This is a genomic window from Pedococcus sp. P2_D7, assembly GCF_056404295.1.
In genome coordinates this window covers 566,677-582,267 of the sequence record NZ_JBFUEH010000002.1, presented here as the reverse complement: position 1 = coordinate 582,267, position 15,591 = coordinate 566,677, and the positions used below count along the sequence as shown (strand labels likewise).

The following is a 15,591-nucleotide window of genomic DNA, read 5'->3' as shown; positions in this document are numbered from 1 at the left end:
TGATCAGGCCAATCCGGGGAGGAGGGAGACACCGAGGTCGATGAGCTTGATGCCGATGAACGGAGCGATCACGCCACCGATCCCGTAGACGACGAGATTGCGGCGCAGCATGGCGGCCGCGCTGGACGGCTTGTAGCGAACTCCTCTGAGCGCCAACGGAATCAACGTCAGGATGACGAGCGCATTGAAGATGACTGCGGACAGCATCGCCGACTCTGGTGACGACAGCCGCATGATGTTGAGGCCATCCAGGCCGGGGAACAATGCGATGAACATCGCCGGGATGATGGCAAAGTACTTCGCGATGTCGTTGGCGATCGAGAAGGTCGTCAATGCGCCACGGGTGATCAGCAGCTGCTTGCCGATCTCGACGACCTCGATCAGCTTGGTCGGGTCGGAGTCGAGGTCGACCATGTTGCCCGCCTCCTTCGCCGCCGAGGTGCCGGAGTTCATCGCGACACCCACGTCAGCCTGAGCCAGGGCCGGGGCGTCGTTGGTGCCGTCGCCGGTCATCGCCACGAGCCGGCCGCCCTCCTGCTCCTTGCGGATGAGGCGCATCTTGTCCTCGGGAGTGGCCTCGGCGAGGAAGTCGTCGACACCTGCCTCCTTCGCGATGGCTGCGGCAGTGAGCGGGTTGTCGCCGGTGATCATCACCGTGCGAATTCCCATGGCACGCATGACATCGAAGCGCTCACGCATGCTCGGCTTGACGACGTCCTTGAGGTGGATGACCCCCAGCGCACGAGCCGGCGCCACATCGCCGGAGGACGCGTCCTGGCGGGCGACGACCAGGGGGGTGCCGCCGGAGGAACCGATGCCGTCGACCAGGACCTGGATCGCGTCGGGCACCTCACCACCGGTGTCCGCGACCCACGCGCGGACCGCCGACGCCGCGCCCTTGCGGATGCGGGTGCCGTCTGGGAGGTCGACTCCGGACATGCGGGTCATGGCGCTGAACTCGACGAACTTGGCACCTTCGCGCCCCAGGGTCTCAGCGGTGCGGTCACCGTCGACCCCGTATGCCGTGTGGGCCAGCTCGACGATCGACTTGCCCTCCGGCGTGGAGTCCGCGAGCGACGACAGGTATGCCGCGTCGGCGAGGTCGTCCCCGGGCGTCCCGTCCACGACCCGGAGGAGCTCCGTGGCCCGGCGGTTGCCGAACGTGATGGTGCCGGTCTTGTCGAGCAGGAGGGTGGAGACGTCGCCCGCGGCCTCGACCGCCCGGCCGGACATGGCCAGGACGTTGCGCTGCACCAGGCGGTCCATGCCGGCGATGCCGATGGCGGAGAGCAGCGCGCCGATCGTGGTCGGGATGAGGCAGACGAGCAGGGCGACCAGGGTGACCACCGGCTGCGTCTGGCCCGAGTAGGACGCCAGCGGCTGGATGGCCATCACGGTGACGAGGAAGACGATCGTGAGGGTGGTGAGCAGGATCGTGAGGGCGATCTCGTTGGGGGTCTTCTGGCGCTGCGCTCCCTCGACGAGGGCGATCATGCGGTCGATGAAGCTCTCGCCCGGCTTCGTCGTGATCTGCACGACGATCCGGTCGGACAGGACCGTCGTGCCGCCGGTGACGGCGCTGCGGTCTCCGCCGGACTCGCGGATGACGGGCGCGGACTCGCCGGTGATGGCGGACTCGTCGACGGTGGCGACACCGTCGATGATCTCTCCGTCACCCGGCACGACCTGGCCTGCCTCGACCACCACGGTGTCGCCAATGGTCAGCTCTGATCCGGGGACCGACTCCTCGGTGCCGTCGGCCCGCAGCCGGCGAGCCGTCGTCTCGCGCTTGGCAGCTCGCAGGCTGGCGGCCTGGGCCTTGCCGCGTCCCTCCGCGACGGCCTCGGCGGCGTTGGCGAAGAGCACAGTCGCCCAGAGCCAGCCGGCGATGGACCAGCTGAAGACGCTGGGATCCTTGATGGCCAGCCCCGTGGTCAGGACCGACCCGACCCACACCACGAAGATCACAGGTGAGCGGAAGACGTGGCGAGGGTCGAGCTTGGCGAACGCCTGGGGTACGACGTTCATCAACGAGCGGGTCATGACAGTGCCTCCGCGATGGGACCGAGAGCGAGTGCCGGGAAGAACGTCAGACCGGCGACGATGACGGCGATGCCGGTCACGAGACCGACGAAGAGTGGCGTGTGGGTGGGCATGGTGCCGACCGTGGCGGGCCGCGCGCGCTGCTCGACGAGCAGCCCCGCGAGCCGGAGCACGAGGAGCATCGGGAGGAACCGTCCCAGCAGCATGCAGACCGCGAGCGTCAGGTTGTACCAAGGGTTGTCGGCAGTCAGGCCGGCAAAGGCGCTGCCGTTGTTGTTGGCGGCCGACGCATAGGCGTAGAGCACCTCCGTGAGTCCGTGCGGGCCCGACGCGAGCATCGTGGACCGCGGTCCCTCGCTGGCCAGCGAGATACCTGCGAAGACGAGCACCAGCACGGGCATGACGAGGATGTACAGCGCGGCGCAGGTCACTTCGCGCCGGCCGATCGTCTTGCCGAGGTACTCGGGTGTCCGCCCCACCATGAGGCCGGCGACGAACACCGCCAACAGGGCCACGATGACGATGCCGTAGAGACCTGAGCCGACCCCTCCCGGCGAGATCTCGCCCAGGGCCATGTTGGCCAGCACTGCGCCGCCGCCGAGCGGGGTGTAGCTCTCGTGCATCGAGTTGACGGCGCCGGTGGAGGTGCTGGTGGTGGAGGCCGCGAAGAGCGTCGAGGCCCATACTCCGAAGCGCTGCTCCTTGCCCTCCATGGCCCCCGTGACCGCGCCGGAGGCGTGGACCTCGGCCCACGCCGTCGCGGCGACACCACCGGCCCAGAGCAACCCGGCGAAGCCACCGAGCGCCCAACCTTGTCGTCGGTCGCCGACCATGAGGCCATAGGTGCGCGTGAGGGCGAACGGGATGACGAGCAGGAGGAAGATCTGGAAGAGGTTGGTGAGGGGGTTCGGGTTCTCGAAGGGGTGTGCTGAGTTGGCGTTGAAGTAGCCGCCGCCGTTGGTGCCCAGCTCCTTGATGGCCTCCTGGGAGGCCACGAGGCCGCCACGGACCACCTGCTCGACACCCGAGAGGCTGCGGATCGTCATCGGTGCGCTGAAGTTCTGGATGACCCCGCCGGCGAGGAGGAGCACGGCGGCGACGACGGAGCCGGGCAGGAGCACTCGGACCACGCCCCGGACCAGGTCGACCCAGAAGTTGCCGATGGCGGTGGCACTGTGGCGTGCCAGGGCCCGGATGAGGGCAACCGCCACGCCGAGTCCGACGGCGGCCGACACGAAGTTCTGGACGGTGAGACCCGCGGTCTGGAGGAGGGGTGTGGCGCCCACCTCACCGGCATACGACTGCCAGTTGGTGTTGGTGACAAAGGAGATTGCGGTGTTGGCCGCGGTGGTGACGCCCATGCCGCCCGAGCCCTGTCGGCCGGGAAGGTGCGTCTGGGCGACGATCAGGGCGAACAGGGCGACGATGCTCACGACCGAGAAGGCGAGCACGCTCGTGGCGTAGGCGCGCCAGCCCTGCTCGGAGTCGGGGTCGACCCGGACGAGGCGGTAGACCACGGCCTCGGCCCGCCAGTGGCTGGTGTCGGTGAACACCTTCGCCATCCACACACCGAGGGGGTGGTAGCAGAGTGCGAGGAGGATGACGAGCAGGCCGATGGTCAGGAGACCGCTGAGGGTGTCGGACATCAGAACCGATCCGGACGGATGAGTGCGTAGACGAGGTAACCCAGCAGGGCGAGGCCGAGGACTGCAGCAACGAGGTTTTCGATCACGGTGTCAGTCAACGACTTCCGTCGACGTTCAGGACTTCCCTTGACGCGGCCCTGACGACGCTTGACGCGATCTTGACGGCGCGGCGTTCAGATCGCGTCAAGGACCTTGACCGGGGCACCTGGCGAGAGGCGTGATGCAGACATGCAGATCGACCAGCTCGCGTACCGACGTCGGCCCTGGGTGGTGACTGCGGCGGCCGTCGCCCCTCTCGTCCTCTGCGCGGCGATCGGCGCGGCCCCCGACAGCGTGCCCGATGCAAGCGCTGCGGTGGGCCTCGTCCTCGTCATCGTCGCAGCCGCGGCGACCGGGGTCCGTGCCGCTGGCCTGGTCGCCGCGGTGTCGAGTGCGGTGGGGTTCGACTTCTTCCTCACCCAGCCCTACCGGAGCCTGGCCATCGACAGTGCCGAGGACGTCGAGGTGGCGGTGCTGTTGCTCCTCGTCGGGGTCGCCGTGACCGAACTGGCCCTCTGGGGTCAACGACAGCGGGCCGACGTGGGGCGGCAACGGGGCTATCTCGACGGCGTCATGGCCACGGCCGAGTCGGTGGCCCGCGACGGCGACCTGGCGAGGGTGACGACCTCGGTGGCCGCGCGCATCCGGGAGGTGCTCGACCTCGACCGGTGTGAGTTCGTGGCCAGCGCCCGGCTTCCCGGTGGGCCGGTCCTCGAGCGCGATGGATCGGTCACCCGTGGCGGCACGCCCCTCGACGTCGAGCGCTCCGGGCTCCCGGTCGACCGCGCGGTCCTCCTTCCCGTGCACGGAGGGCCCGCGCCGCGCGGCTACTTCGAGCTCACCAGCGCCTCGCACGTGGCGCACCCGACCCGGGACCAGCGACGAGTCGCCGCCCTGCTCGCCGACCAGGTCGCCGCGGCGCCCCCTGCCTGACATCGCGTCGCGTCACGGTTTTCCGCGCGCCGTGTCTCTTCCGGTGACCGGTCACCCTCCGGTCGAACCCACGGCACCCGCCGGCGGAGCACCTCCACGTCCACCGCCGGCGGGTGTCACCTCGGTGTCACCCCGGCTCCACCAAGATCGCCGGCGCGCCTCGGCTCCTGCCCGAAAGAGACCGCCATGAAAGACCACCGCACACCGGCGCAGGTGTGGCGCCAGCGCCGACTCCGTCAGGTGCTGCTGTTCGTCACCGTGCCCGGGGTGCTGCTCGGGACCGCCAGCATGACCGCGGCCTACTCGGCCGGCTGGATGGACCCGCCGACACCGACACCGGCGTGTCGGCCGGTCGTCGCACCGGCGCCCGCGCGGGCGTCGTTCACGGTCAACGTCATGAACGCCACTGGCCGCGACGGTGTCGCCGCACGGGTCGCCGCCGGGCTGGCCAGGCGGAAGTTCTCGGTCGGCGGGACCAGCAATGCCCCCGAGGCCTGGTACGTCACGCAGTCGGCGGTCGTGCGCCACGGCCCCGAAGGCCTCGACCAGGCCCTGCTGACCGCGGCACAGATCCCCGGCGCGAAGCTGTTCACCGACTCGCGCACCGGCACCTCGGTCGACGTCGTCGTCGGGCTCGGCTACCAGGCCCTGGCGCCGCTGCCGTCCGAGGTCGCACCAGCCTCGACCGGACGCAGGTCGGCCGGCAACGCGGTCGTCACGGTGACCCGCCCCTGTCCGTGACCGCCGTCGTTCGGCGCCTCAGGCCTTCATGAGCGTGCCGATGAGCCAGACCGACTCGGTGCGCAGACGATCCGCGGCGCCGGTGTCGCCGGCGAGGTGCCGGATGAGGGAGTTCTCGAAGAGCCCGTCGAAGACCGAGTAGGCGGTGACCGACGGCACGGCCGGCACGGTGTCACAGAGCTCGGCGTGACGGGAGACGACCCGCCAGATCATCTCCTCCAGCTGGCGGTCGAGGTCGACGACAGTCGGCTGCAGGGCGACCTCGAACATCGCCTGCGAGCGCATGTCGTACCAGAGCCGGTGCATCGCGGTGTCTTCGAGCATCGTGCCCACCAGCGCGTCGGCGAAGAGCGCGGCGAGCTCCTCGCCGCTGGCCGCCTGCTCGACGATCTCGTCGTAACGCGTGACGCAGTGCTCCTTGTAGCGGCGCACGCAGAAGGTGATCAGCTCGATCTTGTCGCGGAAGTAGTAGTGCAGGACGCCATGGGAGAAGGCGGTCTTCTGGGCGATCTCGCGCAGGCTGGTGCGGGCGAACCCCAGCTCACCGAGGGTGGCCAGCGTCGCATCGGCCAGCTCGCCACGGCGTGCCTCGAACTTGTCGACGCGGACCCGGTCGAAACGGTCGGTCTGCGGCTCCACGACCTGCGTCACGCCCACCCCTCCTTCCGTGTCGGACCATCCTGGCGACCACCGCGCGAGCCCCCTGAGGCGCTCCGCCTGGCCCCCGAGCATAGCGATTGCGGTGTTCTTGACGAGTGTCAAGGAAACTCTTGACACTCGTCAAGGGGGAAGAGCACGCTGAGCCCACGTCGGCCGGCTGCAGTCCCTGATGCGCAGCCGGCCGGCGTCCCACCCGGGCGGTCGACCCGCGCCGCCCCGCAGGCAAAGGAGCCCGCCATGACCTCGATCGACCTCACCGGCCGCAAGGCGCTCGTCACGGGAGGGGCCCAGGGCCTCGGAGAGGGCATGGCGGTCGCGCTGGCCGCGGCCGGGGCGACGGTGATGATCGCCGACATCCAGGACGAGGGCGAGCAGACCGCCAAGCGGCTGGGCGACCAGCACGGCTTCGTGCGGCTCGACGTGACCGACGACGCGAACTGGGAGGCGGCCGTTGCGGAGACGGTCGAACGCCTTGGCGGGCTCGACATCCTCGTCAACAACGCGGGCATCGAGATCACCAGCCTCATCACGGAGGTCGACGCCGACGACATCCGCAAGATGCTCCACGTCAACATCCTCGGCACGACCCTCGGCCTCAAGCACGGGCTCCGCGCGATGCGCCCGGGCGGCGCCGCCGGTCAGGGCGGCAGCATCACCAACGTCGCCTCGGTCGCCGCCACGATCGCCTTCCCCGGCATCTCGGTCTACTCCGCCACCAAGTCCGCCGTCGACCGACTCACCCGCGTGGCGGCGATGGAGTCCGGCAAGCTCGGCTACGGCGTGCGGGTCAACTGCATCTACCCCGGACTCGTCCCGACGGCCATGGGTGCCGGACTGGCCAACGACGTCGCGGCGCTGGGCCTGTTCCCGTCCCCGGAGGCCGCGGTCGGCGCGGTCATCGAGCTCACGCCCGCGGGTCGGCTCGGCCAGGTCGACGACATGGCCGACGCCGTCGTCTTCCTCTCCTCCGACGCCGCGAAGTTCATCACCGGGGCCGGCCTGCCGGTCGACGGAGGCATGGGCATGTAGTCGCGCACACGGCATACAACTCTCCGAAACCCCTTGCCCTGAAAGGAATTCCCATGAGCGACAAGCCCGTCATCGTCTACGGCGCGTCCGGATACACCGGCCGACTGATCTGCGAGTACCTGCGCGAGTACACCGTCCCCTTCACCGCGGCCGGCCGCGACGCCGGGAAGCTCAAGTCGTCGATGGAGACCAACGTCGCGGGGATCGAGACCGCGCAGTACGAGGTGGCGACGACCGAGCACACGGTCGAGGCGCTGACCGAGCTGTTCCGCGGTTCCTCGGTCGTGTGCAACACGGTCGGTCCGTTCGCGCGGTACGGCCCGGAGGTCGTCGAGGCTTGTCTCGCCGCAGGCGTCCACTACCTCGACACCACGGGCGAGCAGGACTGGGTCATCACCTGCGACGAGAAGTACGGCGCCGACTTCGCGGCGGCAGGCCTGCTCCTCGCGCCGGGCGTGGCGCAGATGTACACCACCGGTGAGATCGCCGCCCAGCTCTGCCTCGAGAAGCCGGGTCTCGACACCCTCGACATCGCCGTCTTCTGGGGCGGCAGCCCGACCATCGCCTCGACGCAGACGATCCTCGTCAACGCAGCCATGTCAACAGCGCACTACCTCGAGCAGAACACCTACCAGGCGTGGGACCCCGAGGCAGGCCTCTACAGCCTGTCCATCCCCGGCCAGCACGAGCTCGCCCTGGCCCTCCCGTGGGGCGGCACGTCGCATCCGGTGTGGTTCAGGAAGGACCCCCGCGTCGCCACCGTCCGCGCCCTCGGCGGTGTCTTCAACCGACCGCTCATGCTCGGCGTGCCGCAGATCGTGGCAGCCGCCCTGGAGGCCACCAAGGACATGGACCTCGACGCCAAGTACGACGCCCTCGACGCGACGGCGGCCCAGGTGATGAACCAGATGCCGCCGCGCGAGAACCCCCGCCTCAACAAGTCCCTCGACTCGGTGCACGCCTCCGGGCCGCTCGGGCGCGCGCACTGCGTCATCCACGGCAACAGCAACTACAAGCAGACCGGGCTCCTCCAGGCGTACGCCGCCTACTCGCTGCTCCAGCAGCCTCCGCTCCGAGTGGGCTTCGCCTCGGCCTCGCAGGCCTTCGGCCACCGCGAGCTGCTCGGCGCCCTGCGCGCCTTCGGCCTGGTGATGGAGCCGGTCCTCACGGTCGAGAGCTGACCCGCATGCGGGTCGTCGACTACCTCGACAAGGGCGCCTCTCTCGACCCCGAGGCGGCCTGCCTCACCACCGACGGCCAGACGATGACGTATGCCGCGGTGCAGGCGTTGTCGCACCGCGTCGCCTCGGCGCTCCGCGCCAGCGGGGTGGAGCCGGGCGACAAGGTCGCGATCCTGTCGGCCAACGACCCGGTCGCGTTCACCTGCGTCTTCGGGATCAGCCGGGCGGGCGCGGTGTGGTGCCCGATCAACCCGCGCAACGAGGCCGCGGAGAACCGCGAGCTGCTCGACCTGTTCGACTGCTCGGTCGTCGTCTTCCAGGAGTCCTTCGCCCCCCTGGTCGACCGGATCCGCGCCGACCTGGCGAAGGTGCACACCTGGGTGTGCCTCGACGCCGCGCCAGCTGCGTCCGACGGCGCCATCGACGGCGCCATCGACAGGGCCATCGACGGGGCCCTGAACTGGGACGAGTTCCTGGCCCGGGGCGCCGACGCCTCGGAGGTCGACGGCGAGCTCGACCTCCCGGCCGTCGACGACCTGGCCATGATCGTCGGCACGGGCGGCACCACCGGACGGCCCAAGGGCGTGATGCTCACCGGCACCAACCTGGAGACCATGACGGGGTTGACCTTGATGGGCTACCCGTTCGAGGGTCGGCCGGTCTACCTGGCCCTCGCCCCACTGACCCACGCGGCAGGCGTGCTCTGCTTCCCCATCCTGTGCCGCGGCGGCGAGGTCGTCATCATGCGCCGCCCCGATGTCGGCGGCTTCCTCGAGCTGCTCGAGCGGCACCACGTCACGCACACGTTCCTCCCGCCCACCCTGATCTACATGGTGCTCGGCCACGACGCCCTCGACACGACGAACCTCTCGTCGTTGCAGTGCTTCTGGTACGGCGCGGCACCGATGTCGGCCGCGCGGCTGGAGGAGGCGCTGACCCGCATCGGGCCGGTGATGGCGCAGCTCTTCGGCCAGACCGAGGCGCCGATGATGGTGTCGATGATGCCGCCGGCCGACCACTTCAGGTCCGACGGCTCGGTGGCCGTCGAGCGGCTGTCCTCGGCCGGCCGCCCCGCACCGCTCGTGACCGTCGCCATCATGGACCTCGACGGACGACTGCTCCCCCGAGGCGAGCGTGGCGAGATCGTCGTCCGGTCCTCACTCGTGATGCCGGGCTACTACCGCAACCCGGACGCGACGGCCGAGGCCTCGCGGTTCGGCTGGCACCACACCGGCGACATCGGCTACCTCGACGCCGACAACTTCCTGTTCATCGTCGACCGGGCCAAGGACATGATCATCACCGGCGGCTTCAACGTGTACTCGACGGAGGTCGAGCAGGCGCTCATGCAGCACCCCGACCTGCAGGAGTGTGCCGTCATCGGGCTCCCCGACGAGAAGTGGGGTGAGCGCGTCGAGGCAGTCGTCCAGGCCCTGCCCGACCGCACGGTCGACCCTGCCGAGGTCATCGCCTTCGTCAAGGCGCGGATCGGAGGGGTCAAGGCCCCCAAGGTGGTCCACGTGTGGGCCGACCTGCCACGCTCCAGGGTCGGCAAGGTGCTCAAGAGCGAGATCAAGGCCGACCTGAGGACGCAGGGCGACGGTCAGCAGGCGGTCACCTGAGGGTCGCGGCCACCACCGGGCACTGTCACGATCGAGCGGGTGCCGGGTCTCTTGGTGCATGCCCGCACACCAGACCACGACGCACGCCAGCGCACCGCGCCCTCGATATCAGTCGCCGTCCCAGGCGCGGCGCATGCAGGGCATCGGCGACATCGCCCTGACCCCGGACACGGTGGCCACCCCGAGCGGTCTGTCGTCCACCACGCAGGTCGAGTGGCAGATCGACGACGGCAGCACCCCGTCGGACTGGTCCGGGTCGGAGACCGACCCCAGCGCAACCCCCGGCGTCGTCGGGGCCGTCCGCGTCACCGCGACCGCCCCCGGATGGAAGCACGTCACCGCCGTGCCGGTGTCCACGCTGGCCGAGGTCACCGCCATCTACGCCAAGGTCCTGCACGCGCGCCGGCTGGCCCACCAGCGCTGAGCCGACCTCGTCCGCGGCCAGCACCACGACGAATCGGGCCAGCTGGCCAGTCACGTCTCGTCACGTCCCAGCCGTTGCCGCGTCTCACCAGGAACGGAAGACGACGAGAGGAGCGGGAGTGCGCGCCGTGGGCGACCCAGGGGTCGACAAGGTGGACTGGCCCCCCGAGCTGCGCGTCTTCAAGACCGCCGACACGACGCACTACGTGGTCGCCACAGCGACCTCGGCCCGCGCCTGCGCCACGTGTGCGAGGCCGTTCGAGGTCGACGACCGTCGGTCCCTGACCGTCGAGGTGAGGGTCCCCGACCCACCACCGCCTGCGCCCGGGTTCCGGTACCGGCAGTTCGCGGCCGAGGTCCACCACCGGTCCTGCCAGCCGCCCCGGCTGCGGGTCGTCACCGCGGCCATCGAGGCGACCACCGCGGACCCCCACACCGGGGATTCGGACGTGCACTACGTCCTGATCGCGCCCTCCGGCGACGACGACCTGCCGGGCGTCGTCTTCACGACGCCCGACCCGATCGTCGTCCGCGAGCTGGAGCAGGCGGAAGGTCGCTCGGCCTGGATCTCGACCTACCTCGAGCTCGGGTTCGAGCTGTTCAGCCTCGACGAGCTCGGCTGGATCGCGGCGCACGCGCCCATCGCGACCGCGGTCCAGGGCACGCTCGACGGCGCGCTCTTCTCGCTGACGGGCACCGTCGACGGCCGGGAGGTGTCGCTCCTGGAGTGGACCCGCAACGCGGACCACCCGGCATACCGGCGCTGGCGGCGAGCGGTGGCCGTCTCCGGGGCGCTCTTCGTGCTCTACGGCGAGTACGTCCACGTCGACCCTGAGTCGGGGGCCGTGGACCTGGCGCCCGGAGGCCGGCTCGGGGACATCGCGGCCGCCGTGGTGCGCGTCGCGTCACACTCTGGCCGCTGAGCCGTCTCCACCATTGACCTGTCATCGGGGGATGCGGGTTGCCGGAAACGGCGGGCGGGCCTGCACCCGCCCGCCGTTTCCTACCCCGCTCAGGGGACCCGTAGCGGGCCGTCGACCAGACGCGTGCCTGAGACCCCACCAGCGGCGTCACGAATCGCCCGCTGGGGAGTCTCCATGCATGTAGGGCAGGCTTTTCGGCGATCGAGGATGTGGGTAGGTAGTGAGCGAGTCGCAGTGTCCGCACGGCGCGGGCGACCTGGAGCGCATTGCGCGAGTCATGTACTCGATGGAGATCGACGAGATCGACATGCCCCACGTCGTCGTCACCACCATGTCCGGGAGCAGGCTGGCCACCTACTCCGGCCCCTACGCCAACGGCCTGGCCGCCCTCGTGGTCGCGGAGGCCGAGTGTCGTGCAGACCTCGCGGCGGGGGGAGCCGGCGACGTCCACTTCAGCGTGGCGCCGCTCTATCCCGGTGTGGACCTCCACGAGCTGCAGGAGCTTCCAGTGGCCCACGCCGAGCCCGAGGTGGGGCCCGACCGTGGATGACCCCGAAGACCAGACTCCCGACGCGGTCCTGCTGGACCGACTCCGAGCCGGGGACCGCGAGGCTGCCGTAGACCTCTGGACGAGGCACTACCCGTCCGTGCTGCTGGCCGCCCGACGCGTGACGCGGCAGCCGCGCGACGCGGAAGAGATCGCCTCGGACGCCTTCTCCGGGATGCTGGCGGCCCTGTCCGGTGGTTCCGGACCCACGACATCGGTCCGCGCCTACCTCGTGACCTCGGTGCGCAACCTGGCGGCGAGCCGGGCCACGCGCTCGTCGGCCGGCGATGTCATGACCGACGACGTCGCCCTCTTCGACAAGCCGACCGCCGACACGACCGCCCACATGAGCGAGCTCCAGCTCGTGCGGGTCGCCTTCGCCGAGCTGCCCCAGCGGTGGCAGATCGTGTTGTGGCGCACGGCGGTCGACAGGGACAGCAACATCGAGGTCGGTCGAGCCATGGGGCTGTCCGCCAACGGTGTCGCGGCGCTGGCCAAGCGCGCCCGACGCGGCTTCCGCGTGTCCTACCTGCGTGCCCACCTCTCGGACCGGGGGGTGGAGGTCCAGTGCAAGCCGTTCATCGACGGGCTCGCAGACCTGTCCATCTCCGAGGTGGCCTCGCCACCCGCACTGGTGGCCCACGTGGCGAGCTGTGTCGCCTGCACGCACCGCGTCGACGAGCTCCGGGCGGTCAACCTCAACTTCGCCGGCGTCCTCGGCCCGGCAGTCTTCGGCCTCGTCCCGTCGAAGCTGCTGCTGGGCGCGGCAGGCGTGGGCGCAGGCGGTGGCGCAGGCACGCTCCTCGGCGCCGGCGGGCGGTCGGTGAATCGCCTGGGCTTCCGGCCGGGCGCTCGATGGGCGCTGGGCTCAGCCGCCCTCGCCGCAGTCGCCGTCGCGATCCTGCTGGCCGCGGGACCCGAGGTGACCCCGCCGGTGGCGCAGACCCTGCCGAGCTCACCACAGCCATCAGTCACCTCGTCGTCCACCACCGCTCGCCCCAGCCCCGCCACGAGCACGACGACACCCCCGAGGTCGTCGACCATCGTGCCGTCCGTCGTGCAGCCCACGACCAAAGCACCGGCGCCCACCAGGACCGTGGCCGCCCCCGCACCCGCACCCAGGACCACCACCGCGCCTCGGACCAGCCCGCTGACCGTCGACCTCGGGATCACGGGCCCTCGGTCCGACACCTCGATCGAGGTGTCCGCGGCCGCCCAGGGCATCGACGGTCCCCTTCGCCTGACGCTCCAGCTACCCGGCGGTGTGACCGTGGCGGCGGCCGCCGGCGACTGGGGCTCGTGTGCCCAGAGTCAGGCCGTCGTGACCTGCACCGCCAGTGCGGCCTCAGACGGCCGATGGAGCGGCGTGATCCACACCGTGTGGGCGGCCGACGCTCAGGGCCTCGTGCGCGCCACGGTGGAAGGCAGGTACGTCAACGGGTCGCCCGCGACAGGCACGGTCGGGACCACGTGGCCTCCGTGAGGTCCGGCTCCCGGCGCCCACCGTCGGCGCGATCCTCGTCTCGCGGCATGCGTCGCCAAGAAGGAGGGCGCCATGCCGGCAGCTGAACGCACCTCCGTGTCGACCCAGGACCTGGAGTCCCTGAAGCAAGCCGTCGAGTGGGCGAACTTCCTCAACGCCGACTCCACCGGGACCGACCTCTTGGACCCGTGCTGCATGCTCGAGGCCCTCTCCGACGTCTACCGAGCCGCCCACCACCTGGTGCGCGAGCGCAACCAGTGGCCGGCCAACCTGGCCTCGGACTCCGCCCCCTGAGCTCTCCCCGTGGCGCGAGGGTCAGCCCGGCTGACGCGCGGTGTACCGACGCAGGGCCAGCGCGGCGACGTCGTCGTCCTGCGTCTCGTCCCGCACCTGGTGCACCAGGGCGCCCAGGGCACCCTCCAAGTCCGGCTGCGCGAGGGCGTTCAGCGCCCCGCTGAGACGGTCGCGGCCAGCGTCGATGTCCTCGGTGCGTCGTTCGATCAGCCCATCCGTGAAGAGCAGGACCAGGTCACCTGGGCAGAAGTCGATGCGGTGGTGCCGACGAGGGCCACCGGCGATCCCGAGAGGGCCTTCGTCCGCGCACGGGAGGTGTTCGACCGAGGAGTCCGCCCTGAGCAGGACTGGCGCCGGGTGCCCTGCGTTGGCCACGAGGAGCTCGTCCCTGGACCGGTCGACGAGCAGGTAGACCAAGGTCACGAGCTGGTCCTCGCCGGAGGCAGACATGAGCATGTCGAGCTTGGTGAGCACCAGGTCCGGCTGCGGGTCGACGGCGATGTAGGCCCGAACAGAGGCGCGCATCTGGGCCATCGAAGCCGCCGCCTCAACGCCCCGGCCCATCACGTCTCCGACGAAGAGCGCGACCCGTCCATCGGGGAGGGCGAGCACGTCATAGAAGTCGCCACCCACCCCGGTGCGGCCCGAGGGCGAGTAGTGCGCGGCCGCGTCGTAACCGTCCAGCTCAGGAAGGGCGAGCGGGAGGACCGCGTGCTGGAGCCGGACTGCGACGGCCAGGGTCTGGCTGTGCAGATCTGAGTTGTCGATCGACACGGCCGCCCTCCGCGCGAGCTCCTCGGCGAACTCGACGTCGTCCTGGGAGTACCGGATCTGGGACTCGGCCCTGACCCACGAGATCACACCAAGCGTCCTCCCCCGCGCGATCAGCGGGACGGTGATCGCACTGTGCAGCGCCAGCTCCCGAGCGATGCGAAGGTGTTCGTCGTCGCGCGCGGCAGCGACGAGCATCTCGTCGGTGATCTCGGCGATGAGCTCGCTACGACCGGTTCTCATCACCTGCCACGGGCCAGCGCCCGAGTCCGGGTCGCTGGGGTATCGCTGGGCCAGCTCGTGCGCGTACTCGACCTTGGCGGGGTCGACGTGGGCCACTGCCAGGCGGCGCAGGCGGTTGTCCTTGACCAGGTCGATCGCACACCAGTCGGCAAACGTCGGGACGGCGAGCTGTGCCACCCGCGCCAGGGTCGACTCGTAGTCCAAGCTGCTCGCGAGCTCGGCTGAGGCCTCCGCCAGGAAGGACAGCTGGGCCTGTCGCTCCGATGCCTTGCCCTCGGCCTGGATGCGAAGGAGCGCTTGCGCGCAGCTGTCGGCGAGGATGTCGAGGAAGTCCAGCTCGGCTGCTTCGAACTCACGCCGCCCCGGAAAGGACAGACCGATGGCTCCCAGAGTTCCGTTCGCGGTGTTCAGGGGGAGAGCGAGGATGGAGCGCTCACCTCGGTCGATCCGCGGCAGGTCCGGATAGGCCCGGAGGATCTCCTCACGACCGACGAGGATGAGGCGGCGTCGCGAGCGGATGACATCGGTGGCGGGGGTGGAGGTGCTCAGCGGGTACGAGGCGTAGGCCTCCGCATCTCCGTCCATCCCGCCCCACAGTCCGGCGAGACGAACCTGGTCGGGTTCGACGCGCAGGCTCAGGGAGGCGATGGTGGCCCCCACGGCCGCGGCGCTGTGCTCGACGACGATCTTCGTGACGGCCTCGGCGTTCGACGCCTCGATGAGCTCGGCCGTGACTCGGGCCAGCCCGGTCAGCCGGTGGCCCAAGGGGTCGTCTGGTGCCGAAGTCATGCCGCATGATCGCACCCCCGGCACCGAAGGATCTGACCTTTCGCAGAACTGTGCCGGCCACCGATCTCGCGAGCCTCGTGGGGTCCGCCGCGGGGTCGGCAACAGCGCGCAGGTGCACCCGTGGCCAGCGAATCCAGGGACTTCCGACCCTCCCCCTTTCCCGCGCGCAGCCGAATGCTCTGAGCAGGCCGGACGACAGTCCAGCAGTCCGGCGAACCAGCTGA

General features: G+C 70.3%; 15 protein-coding genes. 10 read left to right on the top strand and 5 right to left on the bottom strand.

Features of this window, described 5'->3' with window-relative positions; translation table 11 throughout:
- Window positions 1–3 precede the first annotated feature (3 nt).
- The 3 genes from kdpB to kdpF are packed head-to-tail and all read right to left on the bottom strand — an operon-like array spanning window position 4 to window position 3,787.
- Window positions 4–2,043, bottom strand: coding sequence for a potassium-transporting ATPase subunit KdpB (gene kdpB, locus AC1DWJ_RS06290; RefSeq protein ID WP_477620279.1), 2,040 nt, complete (start codon window positions 2,041–2,043; stop codon window positions 4–6).
- Complete coding sequence (gene kdpA, locus AC1DWJ_RS06285; RefSeq protein ID WP_477620278.1) at window positions 2,040–3,689, bottom strand: potassium-transporting ATPase subunit KdpA; 1,650 nt, start codon at window positions 3,687–3,689, stop codon at window positions 2,040–2,042. Before kdpA ends, kdpB begins: the two co-directional genes overlap by 4 nt.
- Entirely contained in the window at window positions 3,689–3,787 is a 99-nt protein-coding gene (kdpF, locus tag AC1DWJ_RS06280; RefSeq protein WP_457256385.1) for a K(+)-transporting ATPase subunit F, read from the bottom strand. The genes kdpA and kdpF overlap by 1 nt, the downstream gene beginning before the upstream one ends.
- A 130-nt stretch (window positions 3,788–3,917) precedes the next feature.
- Between kdpF and AC1DWJ_RS06275 the strand changes: the two genes are divergently transcribed.
- Both AC1DWJ_RS06275 and AC1DWJ_RS06270 read left to right on the top strand, forming a co-directional pair.
- Window positions 3,918–4,661: a DUF4118 domain-containing protein gene (locus tag AC1DWJ_RS06275; protein WP_457256383.1), complete on the top strand. Its 744-nt coding sequence runs from the start codon at window positions 3,918–3,920 to the stop codon at window positions 4,659–4,661.
- 186 nt (window positions 4,662–4,847) lie between these two features.
- The gene (locus tag AC1DWJ_RS06270) at window positions 4,848–5,402 is read left to right on the top strand and encodes a LytR C-terminal domain-containing protein (protein ID WP_457256381.1); all 555 of its coding nucleotides are present in this window, start codon (window positions 4,848–4,850) and stop codon (window positions 5,400–5,402) included.
- 18 nt (window positions 5,403–5,420) lie between these two features.
- Here AC1DWJ_RS06270 and AC1DWJ_RS06265 read toward each other — a convergent pair whose 3' ends face one another.
- Entirely contained in the window at window positions 5,421–6,053 is a 633-nt protein-coding gene (locus tag AC1DWJ_RS06265; RefSeq protein WP_457256379.1) for a TetR/AcrR family transcriptional regulator, read from the bottom strand.
- 246 nt (window positions 6,054–6,299) lie between these two features.
- Between AC1DWJ_RS06265 and AC1DWJ_RS06260 the strand changes: the two genes are divergently transcribed.
- From AC1DWJ_RS06260 to AC1DWJ_RS06225, 8 genes are all read left to right on the top strand, one after another.
- A complete protein-coding gene (locus AC1DWJ_RS06260) occupies window positions 6,300–7,091 on the top strand; it encodes an SDR family NAD(P)-dependent oxidoreductase (protein WP_477620277.1) in 792 nt (263 codons plus the stop codon).
- 53 nt (window positions 7,092–7,144) lie between these two features.
- On the top strand, window positions 7,145–8,272 hold the full coding sequence (locus tag AC1DWJ_RS06255; protein WP_477620276.1) for a DUF5938 domain-containing protein: 1,128 nt from the start codon (window positions 7,145–7,147) through the stop codon (window positions 8,270–8,272).
- A gap of 5 nt (window positions 8,273–8,277) precedes the next feature.
- Complete coding sequence (locus tag AC1DWJ_RS06250) at window positions 8,278–9,894, top strand: acyl-CoA synthetase (protein ID WP_477620275.1); 1,617 nt, start codon at window positions 8,278–8,280, stop codon at window positions 9,892–9,894.
- A 133-nt stretch (window positions 9,895–10,027) separates the two neighbouring features.
- A complete protein-coding gene (locus AC1DWJ_RS06245; RefSeq protein ID WP_457256371.1) occupies window positions 10,028–10,318 on the top strand; it encodes a hypothetical protein in 291 nt (96 codons plus the stop codon).
- A gap of 127 nt (window positions 10,319–10,445) precedes the next feature.
- On the top strand, window positions 10,446–11,240 hold the full coding sequence (locus tag AC1DWJ_RS06240; protein ID WP_477620274.1) for a hypothetical protein: 795 nt from the start codon (window positions 10,446–10,448) through the stop codon (window positions 11,238–11,240).
- Window positions 11,241–11,460: 220 nt separating this feature from the next.
- On the top strand, window positions 11,461–11,790 hold the full coding sequence (locus AC1DWJ_RS06235) for a hypothetical protein (RefSeq protein ID WP_477620273.1): 330 nt from the start codon (window positions 11,461–11,463) through the stop codon (window positions 11,788–11,790).
- Entirely contained in the window at window positions 11,783–13,270 is a 1,488-nt protein-coding gene (locus AC1DWJ_RS06230; RefSeq protein ID WP_457256366.1) for an RNA polymerase sigma factor, read from the top strand. The genes AC1DWJ_RS06235 and AC1DWJ_RS06230 overlap by 8 nt, the downstream gene beginning before the upstream one ends.
- Before the next feature lie 72 nt (window positions 13,271–13,342).
- On the top strand, window positions 13,343–13,564 hold the full coding sequence (locus tag AC1DWJ_RS06225) for a hypothetical protein (protein ID WP_457256364.1): 222 nt from the start codon (window positions 13,343–13,345) through the stop codon (window positions 13,562–13,564).
- 21 nt (window positions 13,565–13,585) lie between these two features.
- Here the strand turns inward: AC1DWJ_RS06225 and AC1DWJ_RS06220 are convergent, their stop codons facing one another.
- Entirely contained in the window at window positions 13,586–15,367 is a 1,782-nt protein-coding gene (locus AC1DWJ_RS06220) for a GAF domain-containing SpoIIE family protein phosphatase (RefSeq protein ID WP_477620272.1), read from the bottom strand.
- Window positions 15,368–15,591: the final 224 nt, after the last annotated feature.